Here is a 22,739-nt window from a genome sequence, read left to right as displayed (position 1 = left end):
GCGGCCCCGGCGGCGCCCCCGACGGTGTCAGTCGCGGCGGACGACGGGGTTGGACATCGCGCCGATGCCCTCGACCTCGACCTCGACGCGCTGGCCCACCGTGATGGGGCCTACCCCGGCGGGGGTGCCGGTGAGGATGACGTCCCCGGGCAGCAGCGTGAAGATCGACGAGACGTAGGCGACCAGCTCCGGGACGGAGCGGACGAGCTGGCTCGTGCGCCCGTCCTGGCGGAGCTCGCCGTCCACGCGGGCGCGCACGGCCAGGTCGCTGACGTCGAGGTCCAGGGCGATGTACGGGCCCAGCGGGCACGACGTGTCGAACGCCTTGCCGCGCGTCCACTGCCCGTCGGTCCGCTGCACGTCACGCGCCGTGACGTCGTTGGCGACCGTATAGCCGAAGATGACGTCGTCGGCCTTCTCGACCGGCACGTACTTGCACAGCCGGGAGATGACGACGGCGAGCTCGGCCTCGTGGTGGACCTCCTGGGAGTACGGGGGCAGCACGATCGGGTCGTCCGGGCCGATGACCGAGGTGTTCGGCTTGAGGAACACGATGGGCTCCTCGGGGACTTCGTTGCCCAGCTCGGCGGCGTGGTCGGCGTAGTTGCGTCCGATGCCGATGACCTTCGAGCGGGGGATGACCGGGGAGAGGAGCCGGACCTCGTCCACCTTGACCCGCCGGCCGGTGGTGTCCAGGTCGCCGTAGATGGGGTCGCCCTTGAGGACGATCAGCTCGTTCGTCTCCTCGTCGAGGATGCCGTAATGGGGGTTCTCCCCCGCCGTGAACCGTGCGATGCGCATGCGGCCACACTAGTTGGCGCGGTCCCGGCGGCGCGCGGGTGAGGCCTGCGCCTCGTCGGCGCTCGCGGCACGCCGGTAGTGCCGCCTCGTCGACGCGGTGCGGGCGGCGCGGGCCGACACCTGCGCCGCCTACCCTGGTGGGCATGTCCGCGCGCGTCGAGCCCTGCCGGGCGCCGGTCCCCCGGGACGCCTGGGTCGCCGCGGCCGCCGCGCACGCGGCCCGCGCCGACGACCTGACCGCGGGGCGCCGGGCGCGCGCCTCCCAGCACGCGAAGGACCCCGTCGAGGACTTTCTGTTCGACTACTACAGCCTGCGCCCGGCCCAGCTGCGGCGGTGGCACCCGGGCGCCGGCGTCGCCCTCGCGGCCGCCCCCTCCGACGGCGGCGGCCGGGGCGGGGCCGCGGAGGACGTCCAGGTGGAGGACAGGGCCGCCTGGCGCTGGCACCACGAGGTCGACGTCGCCGGCGTCCGCGCGGTGACGCTGGACACGGTGGCCTTCATGGCCGACCGCGGCGACGGGGTGCGGTGGATCCACGGCCTCTTGCAGCGCACGGCCTCGCGCACCCCGCACCTGGGCTGCCTCGGGCTGCACGAGTGGGCGATGGTCTACCGCCAGGAGGCCCACCGGCACCCGCTGCCCCTGCGGCTGGGCCAGGCGGGCACCGACGCGGTCGTCGAGGCGCACCCGATCCGGTGCAGCCACTTCGACGCCTTCCGGTTCTTCACGACGCCGGCGCGCCCGCTGAACCGACTCCGGCCCAGCCGCGGGACCCAGCAGGCCATGGAGCAGCCCGGCTGCCTCCACGCCAACATGGACCTGCTCAGGCACGCCCTCAAGCTCGGCCCGGCGTGCCCCGGCGCACTGCTGCTGGACTGCTTCGTGCTCGCGCGGGACATCCGTGTCCTCGACATGCGGGCCTCGCCCTACGACCTGAGCGCGCTCGGCCGCGCACCGGTGCGGATCGAGACCGGGGCGGGCCGGGCGGAGTACATCGCGGCACAGCGCGGCTTCAGCGAGCGTGCCGAGCCGCTCCGCGAGCGGCTGCTGGCAGCCACCTCCGCCCTGGTCGGCTCATCCCCCATATAGCCCGCACCCTGCCCCCACAGGCCTGGGGGATTGTTACCGCATCGACGCCGAACGCATAGGGTCCGACACCTGTCGTCGAGCGTAGCGTCGTGCCTTGCAGGGGGTTTCTGAGAGGCGATGGTCATGAGGCGTCTTGTCAAGATGTTGCTCGTGCTGGTCTTCGGGCTGGCACTCGTCGCTCCCGCAGCCACGGCCGCCCAGGCCGCGCCTTTCTGCGGGATCCACTGGGGCTCGTCCGAGAAGCGGTCGGGCTCCGTGACCGGTGAGGAGTACCTCACCAACGTCCGGGCGGGGCGGCACGCCTGCTTCGACCGGCTGGTCCTGGACGTCCGTGGCGGACGCGTCTCCGGCTACGACGTCAGGTACGTCAAGAACGTCGTCAACGACCCGCGCGGCGACGTCGTCCCGCTCCGCGGCGGCGCCAAGCTCCAGGTCACCGCGGACGTGCACGCCAACACGCCGTCCGGTCACGCGTCGTACGTCCCCGCCGACAAGCAGCACCTGGTGCGTGTCTCGGGCTTCCGGACCTTCCGTCAGGTCGCGTGGGCCGGCAGCTTCGAGGGCGTCACCACCGTCGGGCTCGGCGTGCGCGCACGCCTGCCCTTCCGCGTGTTCGTCCTGAACGGACCGCACCACACCTCCATGCTCGTCGTCGACGTCGCGCACCGCTGGTAGCGCGTCGCCGCACCCCGGACCGGCGGAAGCCGCCGCGGGCCGGAGACCGACGCCGCGGCCACGACCGCGGCCACCAGGCGGCCGGCCGTGACACCCGATCGCGGCCGGCGGCCGTGCCCGCCTGCTGCGGGCCACCCGCGGGCGCTACCCTGCCGGCCGTGAGCACCCCGCCCGGCGGCCTCGCCCGCCGCCTCGGCCTGCGCGACGCCGTCGTGCTCGGCATGAGCGCGATGATCGGCGCCGGGGTCTTCGCCGTCTTCGCGCCCGCCGCCCGGGCCGCGGGCGTCTGGTTGCTCGCGGGGCTGGCGGTCGCCGTGGTCGTCGCCCTGTGCAACGCCACCTCCAGCGCGCAGCTCGCGGCCGCGTACCCGACCTCGGGCGGCACGTACGTCTACGGCCGCGAGCGGCTGGGGCCGTGGTGGGGCTTCGCCGCGGGCTGGTGCTTCGTCATCGGCAAGACCGCCTCCTGCGCCGCCATGGCGACCACCTTCGCGGCGTACACCGTCCCCGGCCCGTGGCAGCGCCCCGTGGCGGCGCTGGCCGTGGTCGCGCTGACGGCGGTGGGCTGGCGCGGCATCACCCGGACCGCGGCCCTGGCCAGGGGGCTCGTGGCCGTCGTGCTGGTCGCCCTCGCGGTGGCCGTGGTGGGCGCGCTTCTCGGGGGCCCCGCCGGCGCGGGCGCGGGGGCCGCGGGTGTGGGCCCGGCCGGGTCGGGCGGCGCGGGCGGCCCGGCGGGCGTGCTGCAGGCGGCCGGGCTGATCTTCTTCGCCTTCGCGGGGTACGCGCGCATCGCGACGCTCGGCGAGGAGGTGCGCGAGCCGGAGCGGACGATCCCGCGGGCGATCGTCACGGCGCTTGCCCTGGTCGCCGCGCTCTATGCCGTCGTCGCGGCCACCCTGCTCCTCACGCTGGGCCCGGACAGGCTCGCAGCCTCCCCCGCACCGCTCGTCGACGCCGTCGCCGCGGGCGCGCGGTGGGCCGTCCCTGTGGTCCGGGTCGGCGCGGCCGTCGCGTGCCTCGGCTCGCTCCTCGCCCTCCTCGCCGGGGTCGGGCGCACGGCCTTCGCTATGGCCCGCGAGCGCGACCTGCCGGTCTGGCTCGCGGCCGTCCATCCCCGCTTCCACCTCCCGCGGCGGGCGGAGGCGGGGGTCGCGGCCATCGTCGTCGTGGCCGTGCTGGTGGCCGACGTGCGCGAGCTCATCGGCTTCAGTTCCACCGGCGTCCTGCTCTACTACGGCATCGCCAACCTGGCGGCGCTCACGCAGGGCGGCGACGCGCGGCGGTACCCGCGGCCCCTGCAGGTGCTCGGGCTCGTGGGCTGCCTCGCCCTCGTCGCGTCCCTGCCGCCGGCCTCCGTCCTGCCCGGGCTGGGTGTGCTCGTGCTCGGGCTCGCCATCCGGGCGGCGCGACGCCCCGGCCCTGGGCGGACCGCGGCGTCTACCCTCGACCCATGAGCTCGCCATGGTCCCCGCGCCCCGAGGACCCAGCGGCGCGCTCCGGGCAGGCGGCGACCCGGCACCAGCCCGCGCCGTCCTGGCAAGAGCGCGCGCCGACCCGGCAGCAGCCCGCGCCGACCCGGCACCAGCCCGCGCCGTCCTGGCAAGAGCGCGCGCCGACCCGGCAGCAGCCCGCGCCGACCCGGCAGGAAACCGCGCAGCCCCGGCAGGAGCGCGCGCCGACCCGGCAGGACATCACGCACCCCCGGCAGGCGCCGCGCCGGGCGGGGACGGCGGTCGAGGAGCGCCACGCCGGCCGGCCCCGGCTCGTGGGCATCGACATCGCGCGCGGCCTCGCCATCCTGGGCATGTTCGTGGCGCACCTCGGCGACGACGCGCCCGACGGGACCCACGACCCGGCCTGGTTCGTGGTCGCCGACGGGCGCTCGGCGGCCCTCTTCGCACTCCTGGCCGGGGTGTCCCTCGCCCTGGCGAGCGGCCGCGAGCGCCTGCCCGCGGGGCCGGCGCTCGCCCACGCGCGCCTGGTCACGCTGGCGCGCGCCGGGTTGCTGCTGGTGCTCGGCTGGTTCCTCGTCATGCTCGGCACGCCCGTCGCGGTGATCCTGCCGGCCTACGCGGTGCTGTTCGTCCTCGCCCTGCCCTTCCTCGGGCTCCGGCGCCGCTGGCTCCTGCTCGGGGCCGCCGCCGCGGCGACCGTCTCCCCCACCCTGATCGCGCTCGTCAGCACCCCGGTGGGAGGGGCGACGCGCAGCCTCCTTGCCCGGGCGCTCGGCGCGGCCGACCCGGTGCGGATCGCCGGCGATGAGCTCGTCACCGGCATGTACCCGGCGCTCGTCTACCTCGCCTACGTGCTCGTGGGCCTGGCGCTCGGCCGCTCGGACCTGTCCGCCGTGCGCACCGAGGTCACCCTGCTCGGCGGCGGAGCGGTGCTGGCGGTCCTCGGATGGGGTACGTCTCGGCTAGCCCTGGACGCCGCCGGGCCCGACGCCGCACCGCTGACCGTGCGGCTCGTCGGCGCCGCGGCGCACGACGACTCGACCCTGGAGGTGGTCGGCAACGTCGGCACCTCCCTCGCCGTCATCGGCCTGCTCCTGCTGCTGACCCGGGCGACGGCGACGGGCCGCGCGTTCCGGCCGCTCCTCAGCCCCGTGGCGGCGGCGGGCTCCATGAGCCTGACCGTCTACTCCGTGCACATCGTGGCGATCTCCCTTCTCGGCGACGAGGTGGTGTGGTCCCCGGACTCGAACGCCGTGCTGGTGCGGTTCGTCGTGGTCGCGCTGGCCGGCGCTTGGGTCTGGCGGCGCTACCTGGGCCGAGGGCCGCTCGAGCGTGCGCTGCACGCGGGCGCGACGGCGGTCGCCGGGCCGCGGCCCGCCTGACCGGCCCCGCCTGACCCGCGCCGCCTGACCCGCGCCGCCTGACCCGCGCCGCCTGACAGGCACCGGCCGGTGCCGCCAGCCGGGGCCGTGGGAGCGGCCCGGCTGCCGCGACCCAGGAGGTTCAGTCCCGCGGGGACAGCACGCAGAACTCGTTGCCCTCCGGATCCGCGAGGACGACCCAGGTGACTTCGGGGCCCTGGCCGACGTCCACCCGGACCGCCCCCAGGTCGAGCAGGCGCTGCACCTCGGCCGCCTGGTCGTCGTGCGCCCGGGGCGCAAGGTCCATGTGGAGGCGGTTCTTGACGGACTTGCCCTCGGGCACCGGGACGAAGGTCAGCTCGGGCCCGCGCTCCTCGACCGCGAGCTTCCTCGCCCGGTCCGTCAGCGCGTGCGGCGGCACGAGCACCACCTCGTCGTCCGCCTCGTAGGCCGGCCGCCAGCCGATCGCCTCGGCCCACCAGCCCGCCTGGGCCCGCACGTCCTTGCAGTCCACGACCACCGAGTACCACCGCACCGCCATCACAGGCCTCCTCGCCGGGGAGGCACGGTGCCTCCCTGCCCCGGAGGTTAGCGGCGCCCGCCGACACCGGCGCGCGCGTGCGATCGCCCCGAGGAAGCGGCCGCCGCGGCCGCCCACTGCCGGTCCAGTCCCCACACGCGCCGGGCGGACCGAGCAGCCCCGAAAACAGGGGGATGGCGGGGCGGCCAGTCCTCGATACGCTCCGCCTGAGCGCCCGCCTCGAGAACGGACACGCCGTGCCCCTACGCCGCGCAGGTACGCGCCTCCTCGCCGCGACCGTGACCGCCATGGCCGCCGGCATCGTCGCCGGCCTCCTCGCGCGGCTGCTCATGCGGGCGGTCACGGTGCTCGCCGGGGGCGAGCCGGGCTTCTCGCTCGCCGGCACCCTCGCGATCCTTCTCGTCTTCGCGGGTGCCATGCTGCCCGGCGCGGTCGCCACCGCCTTCGGGCGCAGGCGGTCCGGCCTGGTCCTCCTCGGCCTGGGTGCCGCGGTGCTGATGCTCGAGAGCGTGGCCATCGGCCTCCAGGAGAACCCGGGTCAGCTCTTCGGGTCCGGCGGCACGACCACCGTGCTCGTGGTCCTGGTGATGCTCGCCTTCCCGCCGGTCATCCTCGGTGAGGCGCTCGCCGTCTGGCGGATGACGTCCGCCCTGGCCGCGCGGCGCACGGTCCCCGCACCCCGGGACGACGCCCGCGCGCGGAGATAGGGCCTGCCCCTCCGATCAGGCCCGGGCGCCGGCCGCGACGGGCTCGCCCGCCCACACGTCCCCGGACAGCTCCCCCGGCAGCCCGGGATGCCCGGTGGCGACGAACCGCACCTCGTCCGCGGGGTCCAGCCCGCCGCCGCGCCGCGCCGCGACCTGGTCCTCGTAGTCGCGTAGCACCCCCGTGACCCAGGGCACGAGGCGGACCAGCGCGACGAGGTTGATCACCGTGATGACCGCCATGGCGGTGTCCATGAGCGCCCACACGGTCTGGAGCGCCAGCACGGACCCGATGCCGGTGGTCAGCACGACGACGACGCGCAGGACGTGGCGCGCGTGCCCGCCCGCCCGTAGGAAGTCCATGTTGACCTCGGCGTAGGCGTACGCCCCCAGGATCGAGGAGAAGCCGAAGAAGAAGATCATGACCGTCATCGGCCAGGCCATCCAGCCGCCCAGCTGGGTGGTCACCGCCAGGGTGGTGAGCTCGGCGCCGACGTCGATGCCGGTCACGCCGGGGACGTAGGTACCGGCCCCCGAGGCGAGGATGATGAACGCCGTCGAGGTGCACACGAACATCGTGTCGACGAAGACCCCGAGCGACTGGATCAGCCCCTGGTGCACGGGGTGCGCCACGGTGGCCGTCGCGGCGGCGTTGGGGCTGGTGCCCATCCCGGCCTCGTTGGAGAAGAGCCCGCGGCGCACCCCGTTGAGCACCGCCGCGACGACCCCGCCGCCGACGCCCGCGAGGCCGGCGCGCAGCCCGAACGCCCCGGCGAAGATGTCGGAGAAGAACTGCGGCACGCTCTCGAGGTTGAGCGCGATGACCGCGAGCGCGGTGAGGACGTAGGCCAGCGCCATCGCCGGCGTCATGATCTCCGCGACGCGGGCCACCAGCTTCACGCCGCCGAACACGACGAGCGCGGTCAGCAGCAGCAGGACGAGCGCGCTGGCCCAGGTGGGCACGCCGTGCGAGTGCTCCACGGTGCCGGCGATCGTGTTCGCCTGGACCATGGGCATCGCCACGGCCATGGACAGGACCAGCATGACCGCGAAGGCCGTGCCCCACCGGTGGGAACCAAGCCCCCGGGCGATGTAGTACGCCGGGCCGCCGACGAAGGTGCCGCCGCGGGCCCGGACCTTGAAGACCTGCGCGAGCGTCGCCTCCGCGAACGCCGTGGCCATCCCGACCAGGGAGACCAGCCACATCCAGAAGATGGCGCCCGGCCCGCCGAGGATCAGCGCGATGGCCACGCCGGTGATGTTGCCGATGCCGATGCGTGTCGCCATGCCGATGGCGAAGGCCTGGAACGAGGAGATCCCGCCGTCGGCGCCCCGGCGCGACCGGGTGACGTGGCGCAGCATCTGCCCGAACAGGCGTACCTGCACGGCACGCGTGCGCCACGTCATCAGCACCCCGACGGCCACAAGCAGCGCGACGAGCAGGTAGGTGTAGGCGGCGTCGTTGACGGCGGTGAGCAGCTCGGTCATGGAGTTCCGTTCCGGGGGTGAGACGACGGTGCAGGCCGGTGCGGCCGTCCTGTCCGTGGTCGCGGACCCGCCTGGTCCACCGTCGATCGTGACACACGCCGCCCGCCCCGGGCCCCGTGAGCCTCCTCACCGCGCGCGGCCGGCCAGGGCGCGCGCAGGTCAGCGGACGGGTCCGCCGTCGCCCGTGGCCGCGGTCACGTCACCGGCGCCGCCCCCGAGCGCCCGCGCCGCGGATGGGCGCAGCACCATGGCCGCCAGGCCGAGGACGAACCAGCCCGCCGCGATGACCAGCGCCAGGCGGCTCGCCTCGACGAGGACCGCGACGATGACGAGCGACCCGACCACCGGCACGACCACGTGCCAGACCGTGCGCCCCAGGCGGCGCCGGAAGAAGCCCACCACCGAGGCGTGCAGGAACACGAATGCCGTCAGCGCGCCGACGGTGACCATCGAGGAGAGCACGTCCAGCCCGTCCGGGCGGGTGGCGGCCAGCGTCGCCACCACGAGGGTCACGACGGCGGAGAGCAGGATCGCGTTGCGGGGCGTCCGTCCCGTGGTGCCGAGGCGGGCCAGCGGCGCGGGCAGCGCCCGCTCCCGCGCCATGGCGTAGAGCAGGCGGGAGACCGCGGCCTGCGCCACGAGCGCGGAGAACACCGGGCCGACCGCCCGCACCACCGTGACCACGGTGGAGAACCACGGCCCGATCGACGCGTCGAGCATCGCGAAGAACGCCGTGCCCTGCGCCTCGGGGTCCGCGGCGAGCGCGGCCGGCGTCGCCGTGCTGAGGAGGGCGCCGAGGTAGGTCTGGGTCACGAAGAGCAGGCCGGCCAGCACGAGGCAGAACTGCAGGGCACGGCCCACCTGCCGCGAGGAGCCTGTGGTCTCCTCGGCGAAGGTCGCGATCGCGTCGAAGCCGAGGAATGCCAGCACCGCCACCGACGCGGCGCCCACGACGCCGGCGGGGCCGAGCCCGCCCACGCCGGTCAGCGGCGTCAGCCACCCGCGGGTGGGGCCGTGCTGGGCGAGGTACACGACGGCGAGGACGGCGAACGCGCCCAGGACCACGAGCTCGACGGCGAGCATGACGAGGCCCACGCGCGCCGCCAGCCTCACGTCGCGCAGGTTCAGGCCGGTGGTCAGCGCGACGGCCACGAGCGTGAAGACCCACACCGGCACGGCCGGCACGAGCGCGTGGCAGGCGATGCCGACGAACAACGAGGCGAGCGCCGGGATGAAGAGGTAGTCCAGGGTGACCATCCACCCCGCCAGGAAGCCCGCGCGCCTGCCCAGCCCCGCGCTCGCGTAGGCGTAGACCGACCCCGCCTGCGGGACCGCCTCGGACATGCGGGCGTAGGACCAGGCGGTGAAGGACATCGCGACCGTGGCGACCACGAAGACCAGCGCGATGGCTCCGCCGCTGCGCGCGTCGAGCACCCCGAAGGTGCCCATGGGCGCCGTCACGCCGATGAAGAGGAGGCCGTAGACGACCAGGTCGCGCCAGGTCAGCTCGCGGCGCAGCGCCAGGATGGTGGTCCCGTCAGCGCCGGCCGCGCCGGCGGGGACGCCGGACCCCTCGCCGGGGGCGCCGTCGGCAGGAGTGCTCACACGCCGAGCGTAGGGACCCGCCCGCGCGCCGTCACGGGCAGCCAGCCCCCCACATGCGCCGACAGGTCATCTACCGACGCGGCACCCCACATGCGCCGACAGGTCATCTACCGACAGCGACCTCGCGGCCCGCGGATCGGCGCGTTGTCAGCGCCGTCTGAGAGGATCAGGGCGTGCCCCAGTCCTCCCCCGCCCTTAACCTCGCGCTCGACGACCTGCTGCCCGTCGACGCCGGGGGGCCGCTGGCGTCGCCCGACCCCGACGCGATCTACGAGGCGTTCGCGTCCTGGGCGACCGACACGGGCATCACCCTCTACCCCCACCAGGAGGAGGCGGTGATGGAGCTGGTCTCCGGCTCCCACGTCATCCTCGCCACGCCGACGGGCTCGGGGAAGTCACTCGTGGCCATGGGCGCGCTCTTCACGGCGCTGGCCACCGGCCGCACCGGCTACTACACCGCCCCGCTCAAGGCCCTGGTCTCGGAGAAGTTCTTCGACCTCGTCGACCTCTTCGGCTCGGCCAACGTCGGCATGGTCACCGGCGACTCGGCCATCAACCCCGACGCACCCATCATCTGCTGCACCGCGGAGATCCTCGCCAACCAGGCGCTGCGCGACGGCGCCGCCACGGACGCGGGCGTGGTGGTCATGGACGAGTTCCACTTCTATGCCGACCCGCAGCGCGGCTGGGCGTGGCAGGTGCCGCTGCTGGAGCTGCCGGACGCCCAGTTCCTCCTCATGAGCGCCACCCTCGGCGACGTCTCGTTCTTCGTGGAGGACCTCCAGCGCCGCACCGGCAAGGACGTCGCCGTCGTCGCCGACGCCGAGCGGCCCGTGCCGCTGACCTACACGTACTCCCTCGAGCCCATCCAGGACCTGCTCCTGGAGCTGGTGCAGACCCACCGGGCCCCCGTCTACGTCGTGCACTTCGCCCAGAAGGACGCCGTCGAGCGGGCCCAGTCCCTCACCTCGGTGCAGGTCGCCACCCGCGAGCAGCGCGACCGGATCGCCGCGGCCCTCGGGGACTTCCGGTTCGGCCCCGGCTTCGGCGCGATCCTCTCGCGGCTGCTGCGCCACGGCGTGGGCGTGCACCACGCCGGGATGCTCCCGCGCTACCGCCGCCTCGTCGAGCGGCTCACGCAGGCGGGCCTGCTCGGCGTCATCTGCGGCACCGACACCCTCGGCGTGGGCATCAACGTGCCCATCCGCACCGTCGTGATCACCTCGCTGACCAAGTTCGACGGCGAGCGGTCGCGGCACCTCTCGGCCCGCGAGTTCCACCAGATCGCCGGCCGGGCGGGGCGCGCCGGCTTCGACACCACCGGCGAGGTGATCGTCCAGGCCCCCGAGCACGTGATCGAGAACGCCAAGGCCCTGGCCAAGGCCGGCGACGACGAGCGCAAGCGGCGCAAGATCGTGCGGAAAAAGGCCCCCTCGGGGCTGGTGAACTGGACCGACAAGACGTTCGAGCGCCTGCGCGACGCCGCCCCCGAGCCCCTGACCAGCCAGTTCCGGGTGACCCACACCCTGGTGCTCTCGGTCCTCGCCCGTCCGGGTGACCCCGTCGCCGCCATGTACCGGCTGCTCACGGACAACCACGAGCCGAAGACCGACCGCAACCTCCACGTGCGCCGGGCGATCGAGATCTACCGGTCGCTGCGGGCGGCGGGCGTGGTCGAGCACGCGGACGCGTCCTGGCGCCGCGCGCACCCGGGCCGCCCGTACGTGCGCCTGACCGTGGACCTGCCGCGCGACTTCGCGCTCAACGCCCCCCTCTCCCCGTTCGCGCTGGCCGCGCTGGAGCTGCTCGACGCGGAGAGCCCCGACTTCGCCCTCGACGTCGTCTCCGTCATCGAGGCCACCCTGGAGGACCCGCGCCCGGTGCTCTACGCCCAGCAGCGCGCGGCCCGCGGCGAGGCCATCGGGGCGATGAAGGCCGAGGGCATCGAGTACGACGAACGCATGGCGCTGCTGGAGGACGTCACCTGGCCCCGGCCGCTGGCGGAGGTCCTCGAGGCCGCGCTGGCGACGTACCGCCAGACCAACCCGTGGGTCTCCGACTACGAGCTCCAGCCCAAGTCGGTGGTCCGGGAGATGGTCGAGCAGGCCATGACGTTCTCCGAGCTGGTCTCGCGCTACCAGCTCGCCCGCTCCGAGGGCGTGGTGCTGCGCTACCTCACCGACGCCTACCGGGCGCTGCGCCAGGTGGTCCCGGACGCGGCCCGCACCGAGGAGGTCGCGGCGGTCATCGACTGGCTCGGCGAGCTCGTGCGCGCCGTCGACTCCTCCCTGCTGGACGAGTGGGAGGCCCTCTCCGCCGGCGCCGCGGCCGCCGCCGGGGCGCTCGTGGTGCCGGAGGACGCCTCCACCGCCGTCGCCGAGCGCCGCTTCGGGGAGGGCACGGACGGGCAGGTCGCGTTCACCCGCAACCGGCACGCCTTCCGCGTGGCCGTGCGCAACGCCCTCTTCAAGCGCGTCGACACCCTGGCGCGGGAGGCCTACGTGGCCCTGGGGCACCTGGACGGCGACGCCGGGTGGGACGCCGAGCGCTGGGAACGCGCGATCGCGCCGTACTGGGCGGAGTACGACTGGCTGGGCACCGGGCCGGAGGCGCGCGCCGCGTCCCTGGTCCACATCGTCGAGCAGCCCACGGACGCGGACCTGCCCGCCGCGCTCGCCGGCGCCCACGTGGGCGACCTCGCCGCCGGCTCCGAGCGCGTCTGGCTCGCGCGCCAGACCTTCGACGACCCGGCCGGCGACCGCGACTGGGGCCTGACGGCGCTGGTGGACCTGGACGCCTCCGACGCCGCGGACCGCGCGGTGGTGCGCGTCCTCGACGTCGGCCCCCGGTGACAACCCCCGTGAGCGGTCAAGTCCTCACGTGCCGGCCCCCGGTGAGCGCCGCGCCGCCCCGGAGGGCATCGCTGCCGTGACGAAGAAGCAGCCGGCGGGCACCCCGGCCCTGCGCGCCCTGGTCCGGGCGGGCACGTGGCACGAGGTCCGCGCGTACGAGCACGACCCCCGCAGCGGGCTCGGCTTCGGTGAGGAGGCGGCCGCCGTGCTCGGCCTGGACCCGGCACGGGTGTTCAAGACGCTCGTGGCCAGCGTCGACGGCGCGCTGACCGTGGCCGTGGTGCCGGTGGCCGGGCGCCTGGACCTGGGCGCCCTGGCCGGCGCGGTCGGCGGCAAGCGCGCGGTCATGGCCGACCCCGCCGCCGCGGAGCGGGCGACCGGCTACGTGGTGGGCGGCATCTCGCCGCTCGGGCAGCGCAGGTCGCTGCGGACCGTGGTCGACGCCTCCGCCCTGGACCACCCCACCGTGCTGGTCAGCGCCGGCCGGCGCGGCCTGGACGTCGAGCTCGCGCCGGCGGATCTCGTCGCCCTCACCGGCGCCGTCACCGCCGCGGTGGCGCGCCCGTGAGCCCCGCGGCCCGCGGGGCCGGCGCCCTGCGCCTGCCCGAGCCCGACGTCGCCCGTCACCTCGAGCGGGTGGACCCGGCGGCCCTGCACTCGGTGACGCTGGCCGGCGTGGACCTGACCGGGGCGGACCTCACGGCCCTCGACGAGGTCCAGGTGGAGGGCTCGTCCCTCGAGCGCGCCCTGGCCGCCGGCGGCCGGTGGCGCCGCACGACCCTGGTCGACTGCCGCCTCGACGGCGCCGACCTGGCCAACCTGCGCACCGAGGAGCTGACCCTCATGCGGGCGAGCCTGCGCGGGGTGCGCCTGACCGGCGCCCAGCTCACGTCCGCCCGGCTGCGCGCCGTCCGGCTAAAGGACTGCCAGGGGCGGCTCAGCAGCTGGCGCGGGGCGCGGCTGCAGCAGGTGGTGCTGCGCGGCTGCGACCTGTCCGAGGCCGACCTGGCCGACGCCGTCCTGACCGACGTCCTGCTCGAGGAGTGTGACCTGACCGGCGCGCAGCTGTCCGGCATGCGCTGCGAGCGCGTGCAGCTGCGGGGCTGCCGGCTCTCCGGCGTGGGCGGCGTCGCCTCGCTGCGCGGCGCGCGCGTGGGCGAGCAGGACGCCCTGGAGCTGCTCCCCGCGATGGCCCGGGAGCTCGGCGTCGCGATCGACGGCTGAGCTCAGCCCTTCGCCTTCGCGGCGGCCTTCACCGCCCGTTTGGTCTCGCGGACCTCGGCCAGGGAGTCGGCGTCGACGATGTCGGCGACGGAGCGCCGGGACCCGTCCTCGCCGTACGCGCCGGCCGCCTCGCGCCACCCCGGCGCCTGCAGGTCGAGCTGCTTACCCAGCAGCGCGAGGAAGATCCGCGCCTTCTGGTCACCGAACCCGGGCAGCGCCTTGAGCCGGCGGAGCACCTCCGCGCCGTCGGGGTCCCCGGCGGTCCACAGGGCCGCGGCGTCGCCGCCGTGGTGCTCGAGCAGGTACGCGCACAGCGCCTGGATCCGCCCGGCCATCGAGCCGGGGTAGCGGTGCACGGCCGGCGGGGTGCGGCACACCTCGGTCAGGGCGTCGGGGTCCATGTGGGCCAGGGCCGCGACGTCGAGCCCGCCGAGGCGGTCGCGGAGCTTCTTCGGCCCGGCGAAGGCGGTCTCCATCGCGACCTGCTGGTCGAGCAGCATCCCGATGAGGAGCGCCAGGGGGTCGGAGGACAGCAGGGCGTCCGCGTCGTCGTCGCCGGTGATGTGCAGCTCGAGGGCCATGGCCCGATCCTGCCAGGCCTCATCCGCCGGCGCCCGCGGCGTCCGTCCGGCGCGGCGCCCCCGATGCCTCGGGCAGGATCGCCAGGCGGGCGAGAAGGAACAGGAACGCCTCCGCGAAGGGGTTCCCCGCCGTCTGGGCACGGACGTGGGCCCAGTCGACCTGCTCGCGCAGGGCACGGGCGACCGGGAGCAGGTTCCCGAAGTTGCAGTGGTGCTCCGCGAGCACCGCCACCTTGGCCGTGAGGATCTCCGTGGCCTGCATGACGGGCATCGTGACGCCCAGCACCTGGATCGGGTCGCTGCGGGCGAGCAGCTCGGGGGTGACGGGCCGCCCGCACATCCGGAACAGCACGTCCACGAGGGCGCCCTTGTAGTACGCCTTGAAGAGCCAGTCCTCGACCGGCTGCTCCACCTCCAGGCCGGCGCCGACCACCGCCTCCTTCGCCCGCTCGACGTCCGCCTCCAGGATGGTGAAGTCGGCGTCGTGCGCGGGCTCCGGCGCGCCACGCACCCACGCCGCGTAGCCGCCGGCGAGCGCGAACGGGACCTGCGCCGCCCCCAGCGCCGCCCCGGTGCGGCGCATCCCCTCGCGGAGCGGCGGGTACTCCGTCCCGGCCATGCCCCGGGTCTACACGACGGCGCGCGTGCTCGCACCATCACCGGAACAATCAGGGCGGTGCAGATCGCGACGTTCAACATCCTTCACGGGCGCTCGCCCGCGGACGGCCGGGTGGACCTGCGCAGGTTCGCCGGGGCGGTGCGCGCGCTCGACGCCGACATCCTCGCCATGCAGGAGGTGGACCGGGTCCAGCCCCGCTCCCACGGCGCCGACCTCACGGCCGTGGCCGCCGAGGCCATGGGGGCCGACGAGCACCGGTTCGTCGCCACGATGTCCGGCCTGCCGAGCCTGTGGACCGCCGCCACCGGCGACGAGCAGCCCGACTCGGCCGGCTACGGCATCGCGCTGCTGAGCCGCTTCCCGGTCGAGCGGTGGCGCGTCCTCGCCCTGCCCGGGCCCGCGCGCCGCGTGCCGATGGTCTTCCCCGGACGGCTGCGCCCCGTGCTCGTGCAGGAGGAGCGGCGCGCCGCGGTGGCCGCCGTGGTCGTCACCCCGGAGGGCCCGCTCACGGTCGTCGCCACGCACCTGACCTACCTGCCGGGCTGGAACGCCGTCCAGCTGCGCCGCCTCGCGTACCTGGTCCGGGACATGCCGCGGCCGCTGGTGCTCCTCGGGGACCTCAACATGGGCGGCCGCCGGCCCGTCCGCCTGTCGCGGCTGCGTCCGCTCGCGACGGCGCCGACGTTCCCCGTCGACCTCCCCCTGCGTCAGCTGGACCACATCCTCGGCGATGGCGCGGTGTGGGCGTCGACGTCCGGCGTCGCCCTGGACCTGGGTGTCTCCGACCACCGCGCCCTCAAGGTGGGCGTGGCGCTCAGAGCTGCGTAGCCCTTGTCGGCGGCGCGGCTCGGAGGGCCGGCGCGAACCGCTCGGCGCGGCGTGCCCGTGGGCTGGGCCGCCGGGCGTGGCAGGCCCGACGGGCGGATATGGTCGGGGCGTGGACGAGGACCGGCGCACGCGCATCGAGGCGAACGCCGCCGCCGTACGACGCCGGATCGCCGCGGCCGCCTCCGCCGCCGGCCGTGACCCTCACGAGGTCAGCCTGCTGCTGGCGGTCAAGACGCAGCCGGCCGAGGACATCCTCGCCGCGCTCCGGGCCGGCGCCCACCTCCTCGGTCACAACCGCGCCCAGGAGCTGGCGGCGACGGGCCCGGCGCTGGCCGTGCCCGGGGTGCCCGCGCACGAGATGCACTTCATCGGCCACCTGCAGGGCAACAAGGTCAACCAGGTCCTGCGCTGGGCGACGTGCGTGCAGACCGTGGACTCGCTGCGCCTGGCACAGCGGCTGGACCAGGCCGTCGCGCGCGCGGCGGGGAGTGCCGGGGCCGACGCCGCAGCCGGGGTCGGCACCACGGCCGCGGACGGTGGCGGGACGCCCGTCCTGGACGTGTTCGTCCAGGTGAACACCTCGGGCGAGCCGACCAAGGCGGGCACCCACCCCGACGAGGCCCCGGAGCTGACGGCCGCCGTCGGCGCCCTCCCCCACCTCCGGCTACGCGGCTTCATGACGGTGGGGGCGCACTCCGACGACGACGGCGTGGTCCGCGAGTCCTACGAGCGCCTCGCCGCCCTGCGCGGGCAGGTTCTCGCGTCCGGCGCCCCCGGCACGGCCGGGGCGACCGAGCTGAGCATGGGCATGAGCGGCGACCTGGAGATCGCCGTCGCGGCCGGTGCCACGATGGTGCGCGTGGGCACCGCCGTCTTCGGGGCGCGTCCCACGCCTGAGGCCGCCGGCGCCTGAGAAGGGCCCGCCGCACCGCCGGTCAGGGCACTCGGTAGGTCCAGTCGTCGGCGAGGAACTTGGTCTCCATGAGCTCGCGCGCCCGTGCCAGCTCGGCCGGCGTGTAGTCCGACATCTGCGTGCGGTACCGGCCGCGGAAGTGGGCGATGAAGGCGTCGATGATGGCCGCGCGGGCCATGCCCGTCTGCGAGCGCATCGGGTCCACCCTCTTGTTGGCGCTCTTGGTGCCCTTGTCCGACATCTTCTCCCGGCCGATGCGCAGCACCTCGAGCATCTTGTCGGCGTCGATGTCGTAGGCCATCGTCACGTGGTGGAGGACGACGCCGCTCGCGAAGCGCTTCTGCGCCGCGCCGCCGATCTTGCCCTGCTCCGAGGCGATGTCGTTCAGCGGCACGTAGCGGGCCCGGACACCGACGTCCGCCAGCGCGCCGAGGACCCAGTCGTCGAGGAAGGCGTAGGAGCGCTCGAAGCTGAGCCCCTCCACGAGGGAGTCGGGCACGACGATGGAGTAGGTGATGCAGTTGCCGGGCTCCATGAACATGGCGCCGCCGCCGGACACCCGGCGCACGACCATCATGTCGTTCTTCCTCAGGCCGTCCGGGTCGATCTCGTTCCTCACGGACTGGAACGAGCCGATGACGACGAGGGGGGCGTTCCACTCCCAGATCCGCATGGTCGGCCCGCGCCGTCCCGCGGCGACCTCCTCGGGGATCACCTCGTCCAGCGCCACGTTCATGGCCGGGTGCACGGGCGCGCCGTGGATGACGTCGAAGGTGTGGTCCGACCAGCTCGTCGCGTGGCCGAGCGCCCGGCGCACCGCGATGCCGACGGACTCGGGCGTGAACCCGACGAGGTTGACGCCGTGGTCGATCGCGCCGGTGATGGCCTGGGCGAGCTGCTCGGCGGAGGCGTGCTCGGGCATGCCGTCCAGGGCGGCGTTGATGTCCTCCAGCGCCGTGTCCGGCTCGAGGAAGAAGTCGCCGGAGACCTTGGCGCGCGTCAGGCGCCCGTCCTCGACGTCGACGTCAACGGCGACGAGCTTGCCACCAGGGACCTTGTACTCACCGTGCATGGCAGCAACTTTAGGCGCCGCGGCGTCCGATCACGGTGTGCGGTCGCTCACGCGGCGGCGGGGCGCCGGGCGGTAGAACACCGCGAGGCGGGCTGGCGGACGCCCGGCCCCCAGGTTACATCCGTCAGGCATGTCCGGACGGATGTTGCCCGGAGGGCGGGCGCGGGTCCGCGGGCACCGGGTGACGGCGCGTACCAGTCCGCCGGGTGCGCCGGCGGCGGAGCCGGCCGGCCCAGCTCAGCGCGGCTCCACCCCGTGGTGGAGCAGGCCCCAGACGATCGCGTCGTTCAGGGCCTCCCAGCTGGCCTCGATGATGTTGGTGCCCACCCCCACGGTCGACCAGCTCCGCACGCCGTCGGAGGTCTCGATGAGCACCCGGATGGTGGCGTCCGTGCCCTGCTGCGTGTCGAGGATGCGGACCTTGTAGTCGATGAGCTCGAAGTCCTCGATCTCGGGGTAGGCGCCCACCAGCGCGCCGCGCAGCGCGTGGTCGAGGGCGTTGACGGGCCCGTTGCCCTCCCCTGTGCTGATCTCCCGGCCGTGCCCGGTCCGCAGCTTCACGGTCGCCTCGGAGTCGCTCTGGCCGGTGGCGGGGCGGTGCTCCACGTAGGTGCGCCAGCTCTCCACCTCGTAGAAGCTCGGCCCGCGCCCGTCCATCTCGGAGCGCAGCAGCAGCTCGAAGGAGGCGTCGGCGGCGTCGTACGTGTAGCCCTGGGCCTCGGCGTCCTTGATGCGGTTGGTCACGCGGCCCAGCAGCTCGGCCTGACCGGTGAGGTCGAACCCGAGCTCGCGGCCCTTGAGCTCGATGGAGGCGCGGCCCGCCATCTCGGAGACGAGCATCCGCATGTCGTTCCCGACCGTGACGGGATCGATGTGCTGGTAGAGGTCCGGGTCCACCCGGATGGCGCTGGCGTGCAGGCCCGCCTTGTGCGCGAACGCGGAGGCCCCCACGTAGGGCTGGCGCCCGTAGGGGCTGATGTTGGTGATCTCGGAGATCGCGTGGGAGATCCGGCTGGCCTCCTGCAGCCCCTCCCCCTGCAGCACGGGCGTCCCGAGCTTGAGCTCGAGGTTGGCCACGCAGGTGAGCAGGTCCGCGTTGCCCGTGCGCTCGCCGTAGCCGTTGACCGTGCCCTGAATGTGTCCCGCCCCGGCGGCGACCGCGGCGAGGGTGTTGGCGGCCGCGCAGCCGGAGTCGTTGTGGGCGTGCATGCCCAGGCGTCCCTCGGTGGCCGCGCGGACCTCTCCCACGACCTCCGTGACCCACTCCGGCAGCATCCCGCCGTTGGTGTCGCACAGGACGACGGTCGCGGCTCCGGCGTCGAACGCGGCCGTGACCACCTGCAGCGCGTACCCGGGGTCGTAGCGGTAGCCGTCGAAGAAGTGCTCCGCGTCGAGGATGACCTCCCGTCCCAGTCCCGCCAGGTACCGCACCGTCTCGGCCACCATGCGGAGGTTCTCCTCCCCGGTGGTGCGCAGCGCCCGCTCGACGTGGCGGATGTCGCTCTTGGCCACGAGCGTGATCACCGGCGCCTCGGAGTCCACGAGCGCCTGGACCTGCGGGTCCTCGCGCGGGTCGGTGCCCGCCTTGCAGGTGGCGCCGAACGCGGCCAGCCGCGCATGGTTCAGCTCCAGCTCCTTGGCGGCCCGCGCGAAGAACTCGGTGTCCTTCGGGATGGCGCCCGGCCAGCCACCCTCGATGTAGCCCACGCCCAGGGCGTCCAGCAGGGGCGCGATGGCGAGCTTGTCGGCCACCGAGAGGTTCATGCCCTCCTGCTGGGCGCCGTCCCGCAGCGTGGTGTCGTAGACCTGGACGACGTCGACGGCGCCGGCGGGGTCGCCGGCGGGGTGGGCGAGCCCGGAGGGGGCCACGGTGCTGGGCATGCGGGTGCTCCTTGCGACGGGCCACGAGGTGGCCGGCGGTCGTTCTGCGACGCTGCCCCAGCGTAGGCCGACGGGGTGGTGCCGGTACCGGTCGCCGTCGGACCGGTGCCCGGCGGCTGCGTCGCCGGGAGGGGTGGCCCCAGCAACAAAAAGACCCCCCGTGGTACGGGAGGTCTGCGCACCGGGCGGATGTGCCCGATGCGCTAGCCGATAATGAGCTGGGACTGCGTCACGTCGCCCAGTGTGCCACATGACACGCCCCTGCGGGGACGCCGCCCGGCGGTGGGCGGGCGGCGGCCGGCACGGGACGGTCCCGGGCGGGTGCCGGATGGGCCCGCCCGGGCCGGCGTCAGACGATCCGGTACATCCAGTCGTGCGGGTCGGCCCGCCGGCCGAGCTGGATGTCCGTCAGGGCGGTGTACAGCTCCGTGGTCACCGGACCCGGCCGACCGTCGGCGACCGTCACGTCGAAGCCCTCCCCGGCCAGGCGGCCGATGGGCGTGATCACGGCGGCCGTGCCGCACGCGAAGGTCTCGGCCACCTCGCCGGAGCGGATCTGGTCGAGCAGCTCGGAGAGCACGATCGTCTCCTCGCGGACGGTGCGACCGGCGTCGCGCAGCAGCTGCAGGATCGAGGAGCGCGTGCCGCCCTCGAGGATGGTGCCGGTCAGCGCCGGCGTGCGCACCGTGCCGTCCGCGTCGACGACGAACACGTTCATGCCGCCGAGCTCCTCGAGCTGGGTGCTCGTGGCGGCGTCGAGGAAGCAGACCTGCTCGAACCCCTTGTCGTAGGCGTCCTGCTGCGGCAGGAGTGACGCGGCGTAGTTGCCGCCGGTCTTGGCGGCCCCGAGCCCGCCGGGGCCGACCCGGTGGTAGTCCTGGGCGACCCAGATCGAGACCGGCTCGAACCCGTGCGCGAAGTAGGGGCCCACCGGGGACGCGATGACGAGGTACTCCATCTGGTGCGCCGCGCGCACACCGAGGAACGGCTCGGTGGCGATCATGAGCGGGCGCAGGTACAGGCTCGAGCCCTCGGCGTCCGGGACCCAGCGCTCGTCCGCGGCGACGAGCGCGGCGAGCGAGCCGACGAAGTCCTCCTCGGGCAGCGGCGGCATCGCGAGCCGGCGCGCGGAGGCGGCGAACCGCGCGGCGTTGAAGCCGGGCCGGAAGGTCCACACGGACCCGTCGGCGTGCCGGTACGCCTTGAGCCCCTCGAAGATCTCCTGGCCGTAGTGCAGGACGGCGGCGGCCGGGGACAGCGTCAGCGGGCCGTACGCCTCGGTGCGGTGGCCGTGCCAGCCCTCCTGCGGCGTCCACGCGGCGCGGACCATGTGGTCCGTGTGGGCCACCCCGAAGGTGAGGTCGCCCATGATCTCGGCGTGACTGGCCGCCGTAGCGGGCTCGGCGTTGGGCGTGAGGGGGAAACGGGCGGCGAGCTCACCGGCGCCGCGCAGCTCCGCGGCGGAGAGCCCGGAGAGTGTCGCGACCTGGTCGGACGAGGTGCTCATGACAGACCTTCTCGGGTGTGGATGGCGAATGCTGGGATGACGGTATCGCCAGCAGGCCCGCCGGTGGAGCACCGACGGGCGGAACGGACGGGGCCGCGCGCCGGACACCGCGGCGCGCAACGTTGGTGCGCGCGTCGCGGGGTGGGAGCACGCGCGTCACGCGCCGGCGGCGCGATCGCTGGGTGGAGCCGCGCTTGGCAGAGCCGGCGCACGCCGGCTCGGTGGGGCCGGCGCACGCCGGCTCGGTAGGGCCGCGCGCGATGGCTCGGTGGGTCAGCCGGATACTCGGGCGGCGAGGGCGTCGCCCACGGCGCTGGTCGAGCGGGCAGACCCGTCGCGCCCGGCGATGTCCGCGGCGACGGCGTCGCTGACGCGGCGCGCCTCGTCGGCCAGGCCGAGGTGCTCGAGCATGAGCGCGACGGACAGGACCGTGGCGGTCGGGTCGGCCTTCGCCTGCCCGGCGATGTCCGGGGCGGAGCCGTGAACCGGCTCGAACATGGAGGGGGTGGTGCGCTCGGGGTTGATGTTCGCCGAGGCGGCCAGCCCGATGCCGCCGGTGATCGCGCCGGCCAGGTCGGTGAGGATGTCGCCGAAGAGGTTGTCGGTGACGATGACGTCGAACCGCGCCGGGTCCGTGACGAGGAAGATCGTCGCGGCGTCGACGTGCAGGTAGTCGACCGTCACGTCCGGGTACTCCGCGCCGACGGCGTCGACGGTGCGCCGCCACAGGTGGCCGGCGTGGACGAGGACGTTGTGCTTGTGCACGAGGGTGAGCTTCTTGCGGGGACGGGCCTGGGCGCGCGCGAACGCGTCACGGACCACCCGCTCCACACCGAAGGCGGTGTTGACGGAGACCTCGTTGGCGATCTCGTGCGGCGTGCCCACGCGGATGCCGCCGCCGTTGCCGACGTAGGGGCCCTCGGTGCCTTCGCGCACGACGACGAAGTCGACGTCGCCGGGGTCGGCCAGCGGCGTGGGGACGCCCGGGTACAGGCGGGAGGGGCGCAGGTTGACGTAGTGGTCCAGCGCGAAGCGCAGCTTGAGCAGCAGGCCCCGCTCGAGGACGCCGGAGGGCACGGTCGGGTCACCGATCGCGCCGAGCAGGATCGCGTCGTGCTCGCGGATGGCCTCGAGGTCCGCGTCGGTGAGGGTCTCCCCCGTGCGGTGCCAGCGGGCGGCGCCCAGCTCGAAGTCGGTGCGCTCGACGGTGACGTCGGAGCCCGCGAGCACGGCATCCAGGACCTTGAGGCCCTCGGCGACCACCTCCGGCCCGATGCCGTCGCCTGCCACCACTGCCAGCTTGATCGTGCGCGTCATGGCTCTGACCCTATCTGCTACGTCCATCCATCGGGACGATTATCTCAACATGCGAACGAGGGAACGGGGTGGCGCGCTGCGTGAGCGCCCCGGCGAGGGCGCCGGGAGCGGCGCGATCCGCTGGGACAACCGGCCCACGGGCGTCGGGGGCGGCGCGATCCGGCCGGGACACCCGGACGCCCGGGCGACCGGGCTCCCGGACAGGAACGCCGTCCCACCCGCCAGCGG

At 74.7% G+C, this 22,739-nt stretch carries 20 protein-coding genes; 10 read left to right on the top strand and 10 right to left on the bottom strand.

The genetic code is table 11. The features are described 5' to 3' along the window. Positions 1 to 27: 27 nt before the first annotated feature. The gene (locus EJK16_RS16600) at positions 28 to 801 is read right to left on the bottom strand and encodes a fumarylacetoacetate hydrolase family protein (protein ID WP_127131346.1); all 774 of its coding nucleotides are present in this window, start codon (positions 799 to 801) and stop codon (positions 28 to 30) included. Positions 802 to 944: 143 nt separating this feature from the next. On the opposite strand from EJK16_RS16600, the gene EJK16_RS16595 reads away from it, so the two are divergent. The 4 genes from EJK16_RS16595 (at position 945) to EJK16_RS16580 (ending at position 5,400) form a co-directional block, all read left to right on the top strand. After that, entirely contained in the window at positions 945 to 1,889 is a 945-nt protein-coding gene (locus EJK16_RS16595; protein WP_127131344.1) for a 3-methyladenine DNA glycosylase, read from the top strand. 123 nt (positions 1,890 to 2,012) lie between these two features. Continuing rightward, positions 2,013 to 2,564 (top strand): hypothetical protein, encoded by a 552-nt coding sequence (locus EJK16_RS16590; RefSeq protein WP_127131342.1) that lies wholly within the window; start codon positions 2,013 to 2,015, stop codon positions 2,562 to 2,564. 158 nt (positions 2,565 to 2,722) lie between these two features. Beyond that, the gene (locus tag EJK16_RS16585) at positions 2,723 to 4,018 is read left to right on the top strand and encodes an APC family permease (RefSeq protein ID WP_127131340.1); all 1,296 of its coding nucleotides are present in this window, start codon (positions 2,723 to 2,725) and stop codon (positions 4,016 to 4,018) included. Further along, positions 4,015 to 5,400 carry a heparan-alpha-glucosaminide N-acetyltransferase domain-containing protein gene (locus EJK16_RS16580; protein ID WP_127131338.1) on the top strand — a complete coding sequence of 462 codons (1,386 nt, stop codon included), beginning with the start codon at positions 4,015 to 4,017 and terminating at the stop codon, positions 5,398 to 5,400. Before EJK16_RS16585 ends, EJK16_RS16580 begins: the two co-directional genes overlap by 4 nt. Before the next feature lie 121 nt (positions 5,401 to 5,521). On the opposite strand, the gene EJK16_RS16575 is transcribed toward EJK16_RS16580, so the two are convergent. Next, on the bottom strand, positions 5,522 to 5,920 hold the full coding sequence (locus EJK16_RS16575) for a VOC family protein (protein ID WP_127131336.1): 399 nt from the start codon (positions 5,918 to 5,920) through the stop codon (positions 5,522 to 5,524). Between the two features lie 236 nt (positions 5,921 to 6,156). Between EJK16_RS16575 and EJK16_RS16570 the strand changes: the two genes are divergently transcribed. Continuing rightward, positions 6,157 to 6,627 (top strand): hypothetical protein, encoded by a 471-nt coding sequence (locus EJK16_RS16570; RefSeq protein WP_127131334.1) that lies wholly within the window; start codon positions 6,157 to 6,159, stop codon positions 6,625 to 6,627. A gap of 15 nt (positions 6,628 to 6,642) precedes the next feature. Here EJK16_RS16570 and EJK16_RS16565 read toward each other — a convergent pair whose 3' ends face one another. Beyond that, positions 6,643 to 8,112 (bottom strand): sodium:alanine symporter family protein, encoded by a 1,470-nt coding sequence (locus EJK16_RS16565; protein ID WP_127131332.1) that lies wholly within the window; start codon positions 8,110 to 8,112, stop codon positions 6,643 to 6,645. Positions 8,113 to 8,271: 159 nt separating this feature from the next. Next, complete coding sequence (locus EJK16_RS16560; RefSeq protein ID WP_240646124.1) at positions 8,272 to 9,717, bottom strand: APC family permease; 1,446 nt, start codon at positions 9,715 to 9,717, stop codon at positions 8,272 to 8,274. A 173-nt stretch (positions 9,718 to 9,890) separates the two neighbouring features. Here EJK16_RS16560 and EJK16_RS16555 point away from each other — a divergent pair, with 173 nt between their 5' ends. From EJK16_RS16555 to EJK16_RS16545, 3 genes are all read left to right on the top strand, one after another. After that, a complete protein-coding gene (locus tag EJK16_RS16555; protein WP_127131330.1) occupies positions 9,891 to 12,569 on the top strand; it encodes a DEAD/DEAH box helicase in 2,679 nt (892 codons plus the stop codon). Between the two features lie 67 nt (positions 12,570 to 12,636). Continuing rightward, positions 12,637 to 13,137, top strand: coding sequence for a Cys-tRNA(Pro) deacylase (gene ybaK / locus EJK16_RS16550; protein WP_127131631.1), 501 nt, complete (start codon positions 12,637 to 12,639; stop codon positions 13,135 to 13,137). After that, the gene (locus EJK16_RS16545; RefSeq protein WP_127131328.1) at positions 13,134 to 13,793 is read left to right on the top strand and encodes a pentapeptide repeat-containing protein; all 660 of its coding nucleotides are present in this window, start codon (positions 13,134 to 13,136) and stop codon (positions 13,791 to 13,793) included. Before ybaK ends, EJK16_RS16545 begins: the two co-directional genes overlap by 4 nt. Positions 13,794 to 13,795: 2 nt before the next feature. Here the strand turns inward: EJK16_RS16545 and EJK16_RS16540 are convergent, their stop codons facing one another. Continuing rightward, complete coding sequence (locus EJK16_RS16540; protein WP_127131326.1) at positions 13,796 to 14,374, bottom strand: HhH-GPD-type base excision DNA repair protein; 579 nt, start codon at positions 14,372 to 14,374, stop codon at positions 13,796 to 13,798. 19 nt (positions 14,375 to 14,393) lie between these two features. Beyond that, complete coding sequence (locus tag EJK16_RS16535; RefSeq protein WP_127131324.1) at positions 14,394 to 14,993, bottom strand: hypothetical protein; 600 nt, start codon at positions 14,991 to 14,993, stop codon at positions 14,394 to 14,396. Between the two features lie 57 nt (positions 14,994 to 15,050). Between EJK16_RS16535 and EJK16_RS16530 the strand changes: the two genes are divergently transcribed. Further along, positions 15,051 to 15,821 (top strand): endonuclease/exonuclease/phosphatase family protein, encoded by a 771-nt coding sequence (locus EJK16_RS16530; RefSeq protein ID WP_127131322.1) that lies wholly within the window; start codon positions 15,051 to 15,053, stop codon positions 15,819 to 15,821. 109 nt (positions 15,822 to 15,930) lie between these two features. Beyond that, entirely contained in the window at positions 15,931 to 16,734 is an 804-nt protein-coding gene (locus EJK16_RS16525; RefSeq protein WP_240646123.1) for a YggS family pyridoxal phosphate-dependent enzyme, read from the top strand. A gap of 22 nt (positions 16,735 to 16,756) precedes the next feature. Here the strand turns inward: EJK16_RS16525 and EJK16_RS16520 are convergent, their stop codons facing one another. The 4 genes from EJK16_RS16520 to EJK16_RS16500 all read right to left on the bottom strand — a co-directional run bounded on the left by EJK16_RS16520 (position 16,757) and on the right by EJK16_RS16500 (position 22,511). Beyond that, a complete protein-coding gene (locus tag EJK16_RS16520) occupies positions 16,757 to 17,806 on the bottom strand; it encodes a lipoate--protein ligase family protein (protein WP_127131319.1) in 1,050 nt (349 codons plus the stop codon). A gap of 237 nt (positions 17,807 to 18,043) precedes the next feature. Then, positions 18,044 to 19,687, bottom strand: coding sequence for a citramalate synthase (gene cimA, locus EJK16_RS16515; RefSeq protein ID WP_127131317.1), 1,644 nt, complete (start codon positions 19,685 to 19,687; stop codon positions 18,044 to 18,046). A 349-nt stretch (positions 19,688 to 20,036) separates the two neighbouring features. Beyond that, on the bottom strand, positions 20,037 to 21,194 hold the full coding sequence (locus tag EJK16_RS16510) for a branched-chain amino acid aminotransferase (RefSeq protein ID WP_127131315.1): 1,158 nt from the start codon (positions 21,192 to 21,194) through the stop codon (positions 20,037 to 20,039). A 273-nt stretch (positions 21,195 to 21,467) separates the two neighbouring features. Then, positions 21,468 to 22,511: a 3-isopropylmalate dehydrogenase gene (locus EJK16_RS16500; RefSeq protein WP_127131311.1), complete on the bottom strand. Its 1,044-nt coding sequence runs from the start codon at positions 22,509 to 22,511 to the stop codon at positions 21,468 to 21,470. Positions 22,512 to 22,739 lie beyond the last annotated feature (228 nt).

The organism is Georgenia sp. SYP-B2076 (assembly GCF_003991205.1).
In the GTDB taxonomy this organism is placed as follows: domain Bacteria; phylum Actinomycetota; class Actinomycetes; order Actinomycetales; family Actinomycetaceae; genus Georgenia.
The sequence above is the reverse complement of the archived record's forward strand: the minus strand, read 5'-3'. Positions and strand labels throughout refer to the sequence as shown.

Coding starts and splice junctions, on each gene's coding strand:
- EJK16_RS16600 (WP_127131346.1), bottom strand. CDS start 801: ATGCGCATCGCACGGTTCACGGCGGGGGAGAACCCCCATTACGGCATC.
- EJK16_RS16595 (WP_127131344.1), top strand. CDS start 945: ATGTCCGCGCGCGTCGAGCCCTGCCGGGCGCCGGTCCCCCGGGACGCC.
- EJK16_RS16590 (WP_127131342.1), top strand. CDS start 2,013: ATGAGGCGTCTTGTCAAGATGTTGCTCGTGCTGGTCTTCGGGCTGGCA.
- EJK16_RS16580 (WP_127131338.1), top strand. CDS start 4,015: ATGAGCTCGCCATGGTCCCCGCGCCCCGAGGACCCAGCGGCGCGCTCC.
- EJK16_RS16575 (WP_127131336.1), bottom strand. CDS start 5,920: ATGGCGGTGCGGTGGTACTCGGTGGTCGTGGACTGCAAGGACGTGCGG.
- EJK16_RS16565 (WP_127131332.1), bottom strand. CDS start 8,112: ATGACCGAGCTGCTCACCGCCGTCAACGACGCCGCCTACACCTACCTG.
- EJK16_RS16540 (WP_127131326.1), bottom strand. CDS start 14,374: ATGGCCCTCGAGCTGCACATCACCGGCGACGACGACGCGGACGCCCTG.
- EJK16_RS16535 (WP_127131324.1), bottom strand. CDS start 14,993: ATGGCCGGGACGGAGTACCCGCCGCTCCGCGAGGGGATGCGCCGCACC.
- EJK16_RS16520 (WP_127131319.1), bottom strand. CDS start 17,806: ATGCACGGTGAGTACAAGGTCCCTGGTGGCAAGCTCGTCGCCGTTGAC.
- cimA (WP_127131317.1), bottom strand. CDS start 19,687: ATGCCCAGCACCGTGGCCCCCTCCGGGCTCGCCCACCCCGCCGGCGAC.
- EJK16_RS16510 (WP_127131315.1), bottom strand. CDS start 21,194: ATGAGCACCTCGTCCGACCAGGTCGCGACACTCTCCGGGCTCTCCGCC.
- EJK16_RS16500 (WP_127131311.1), bottom strand. CDS start 22,511: ATGACGCGCACGATCAAGCTGGCAGTGGTGGCAGGCGACGGCATCGGG.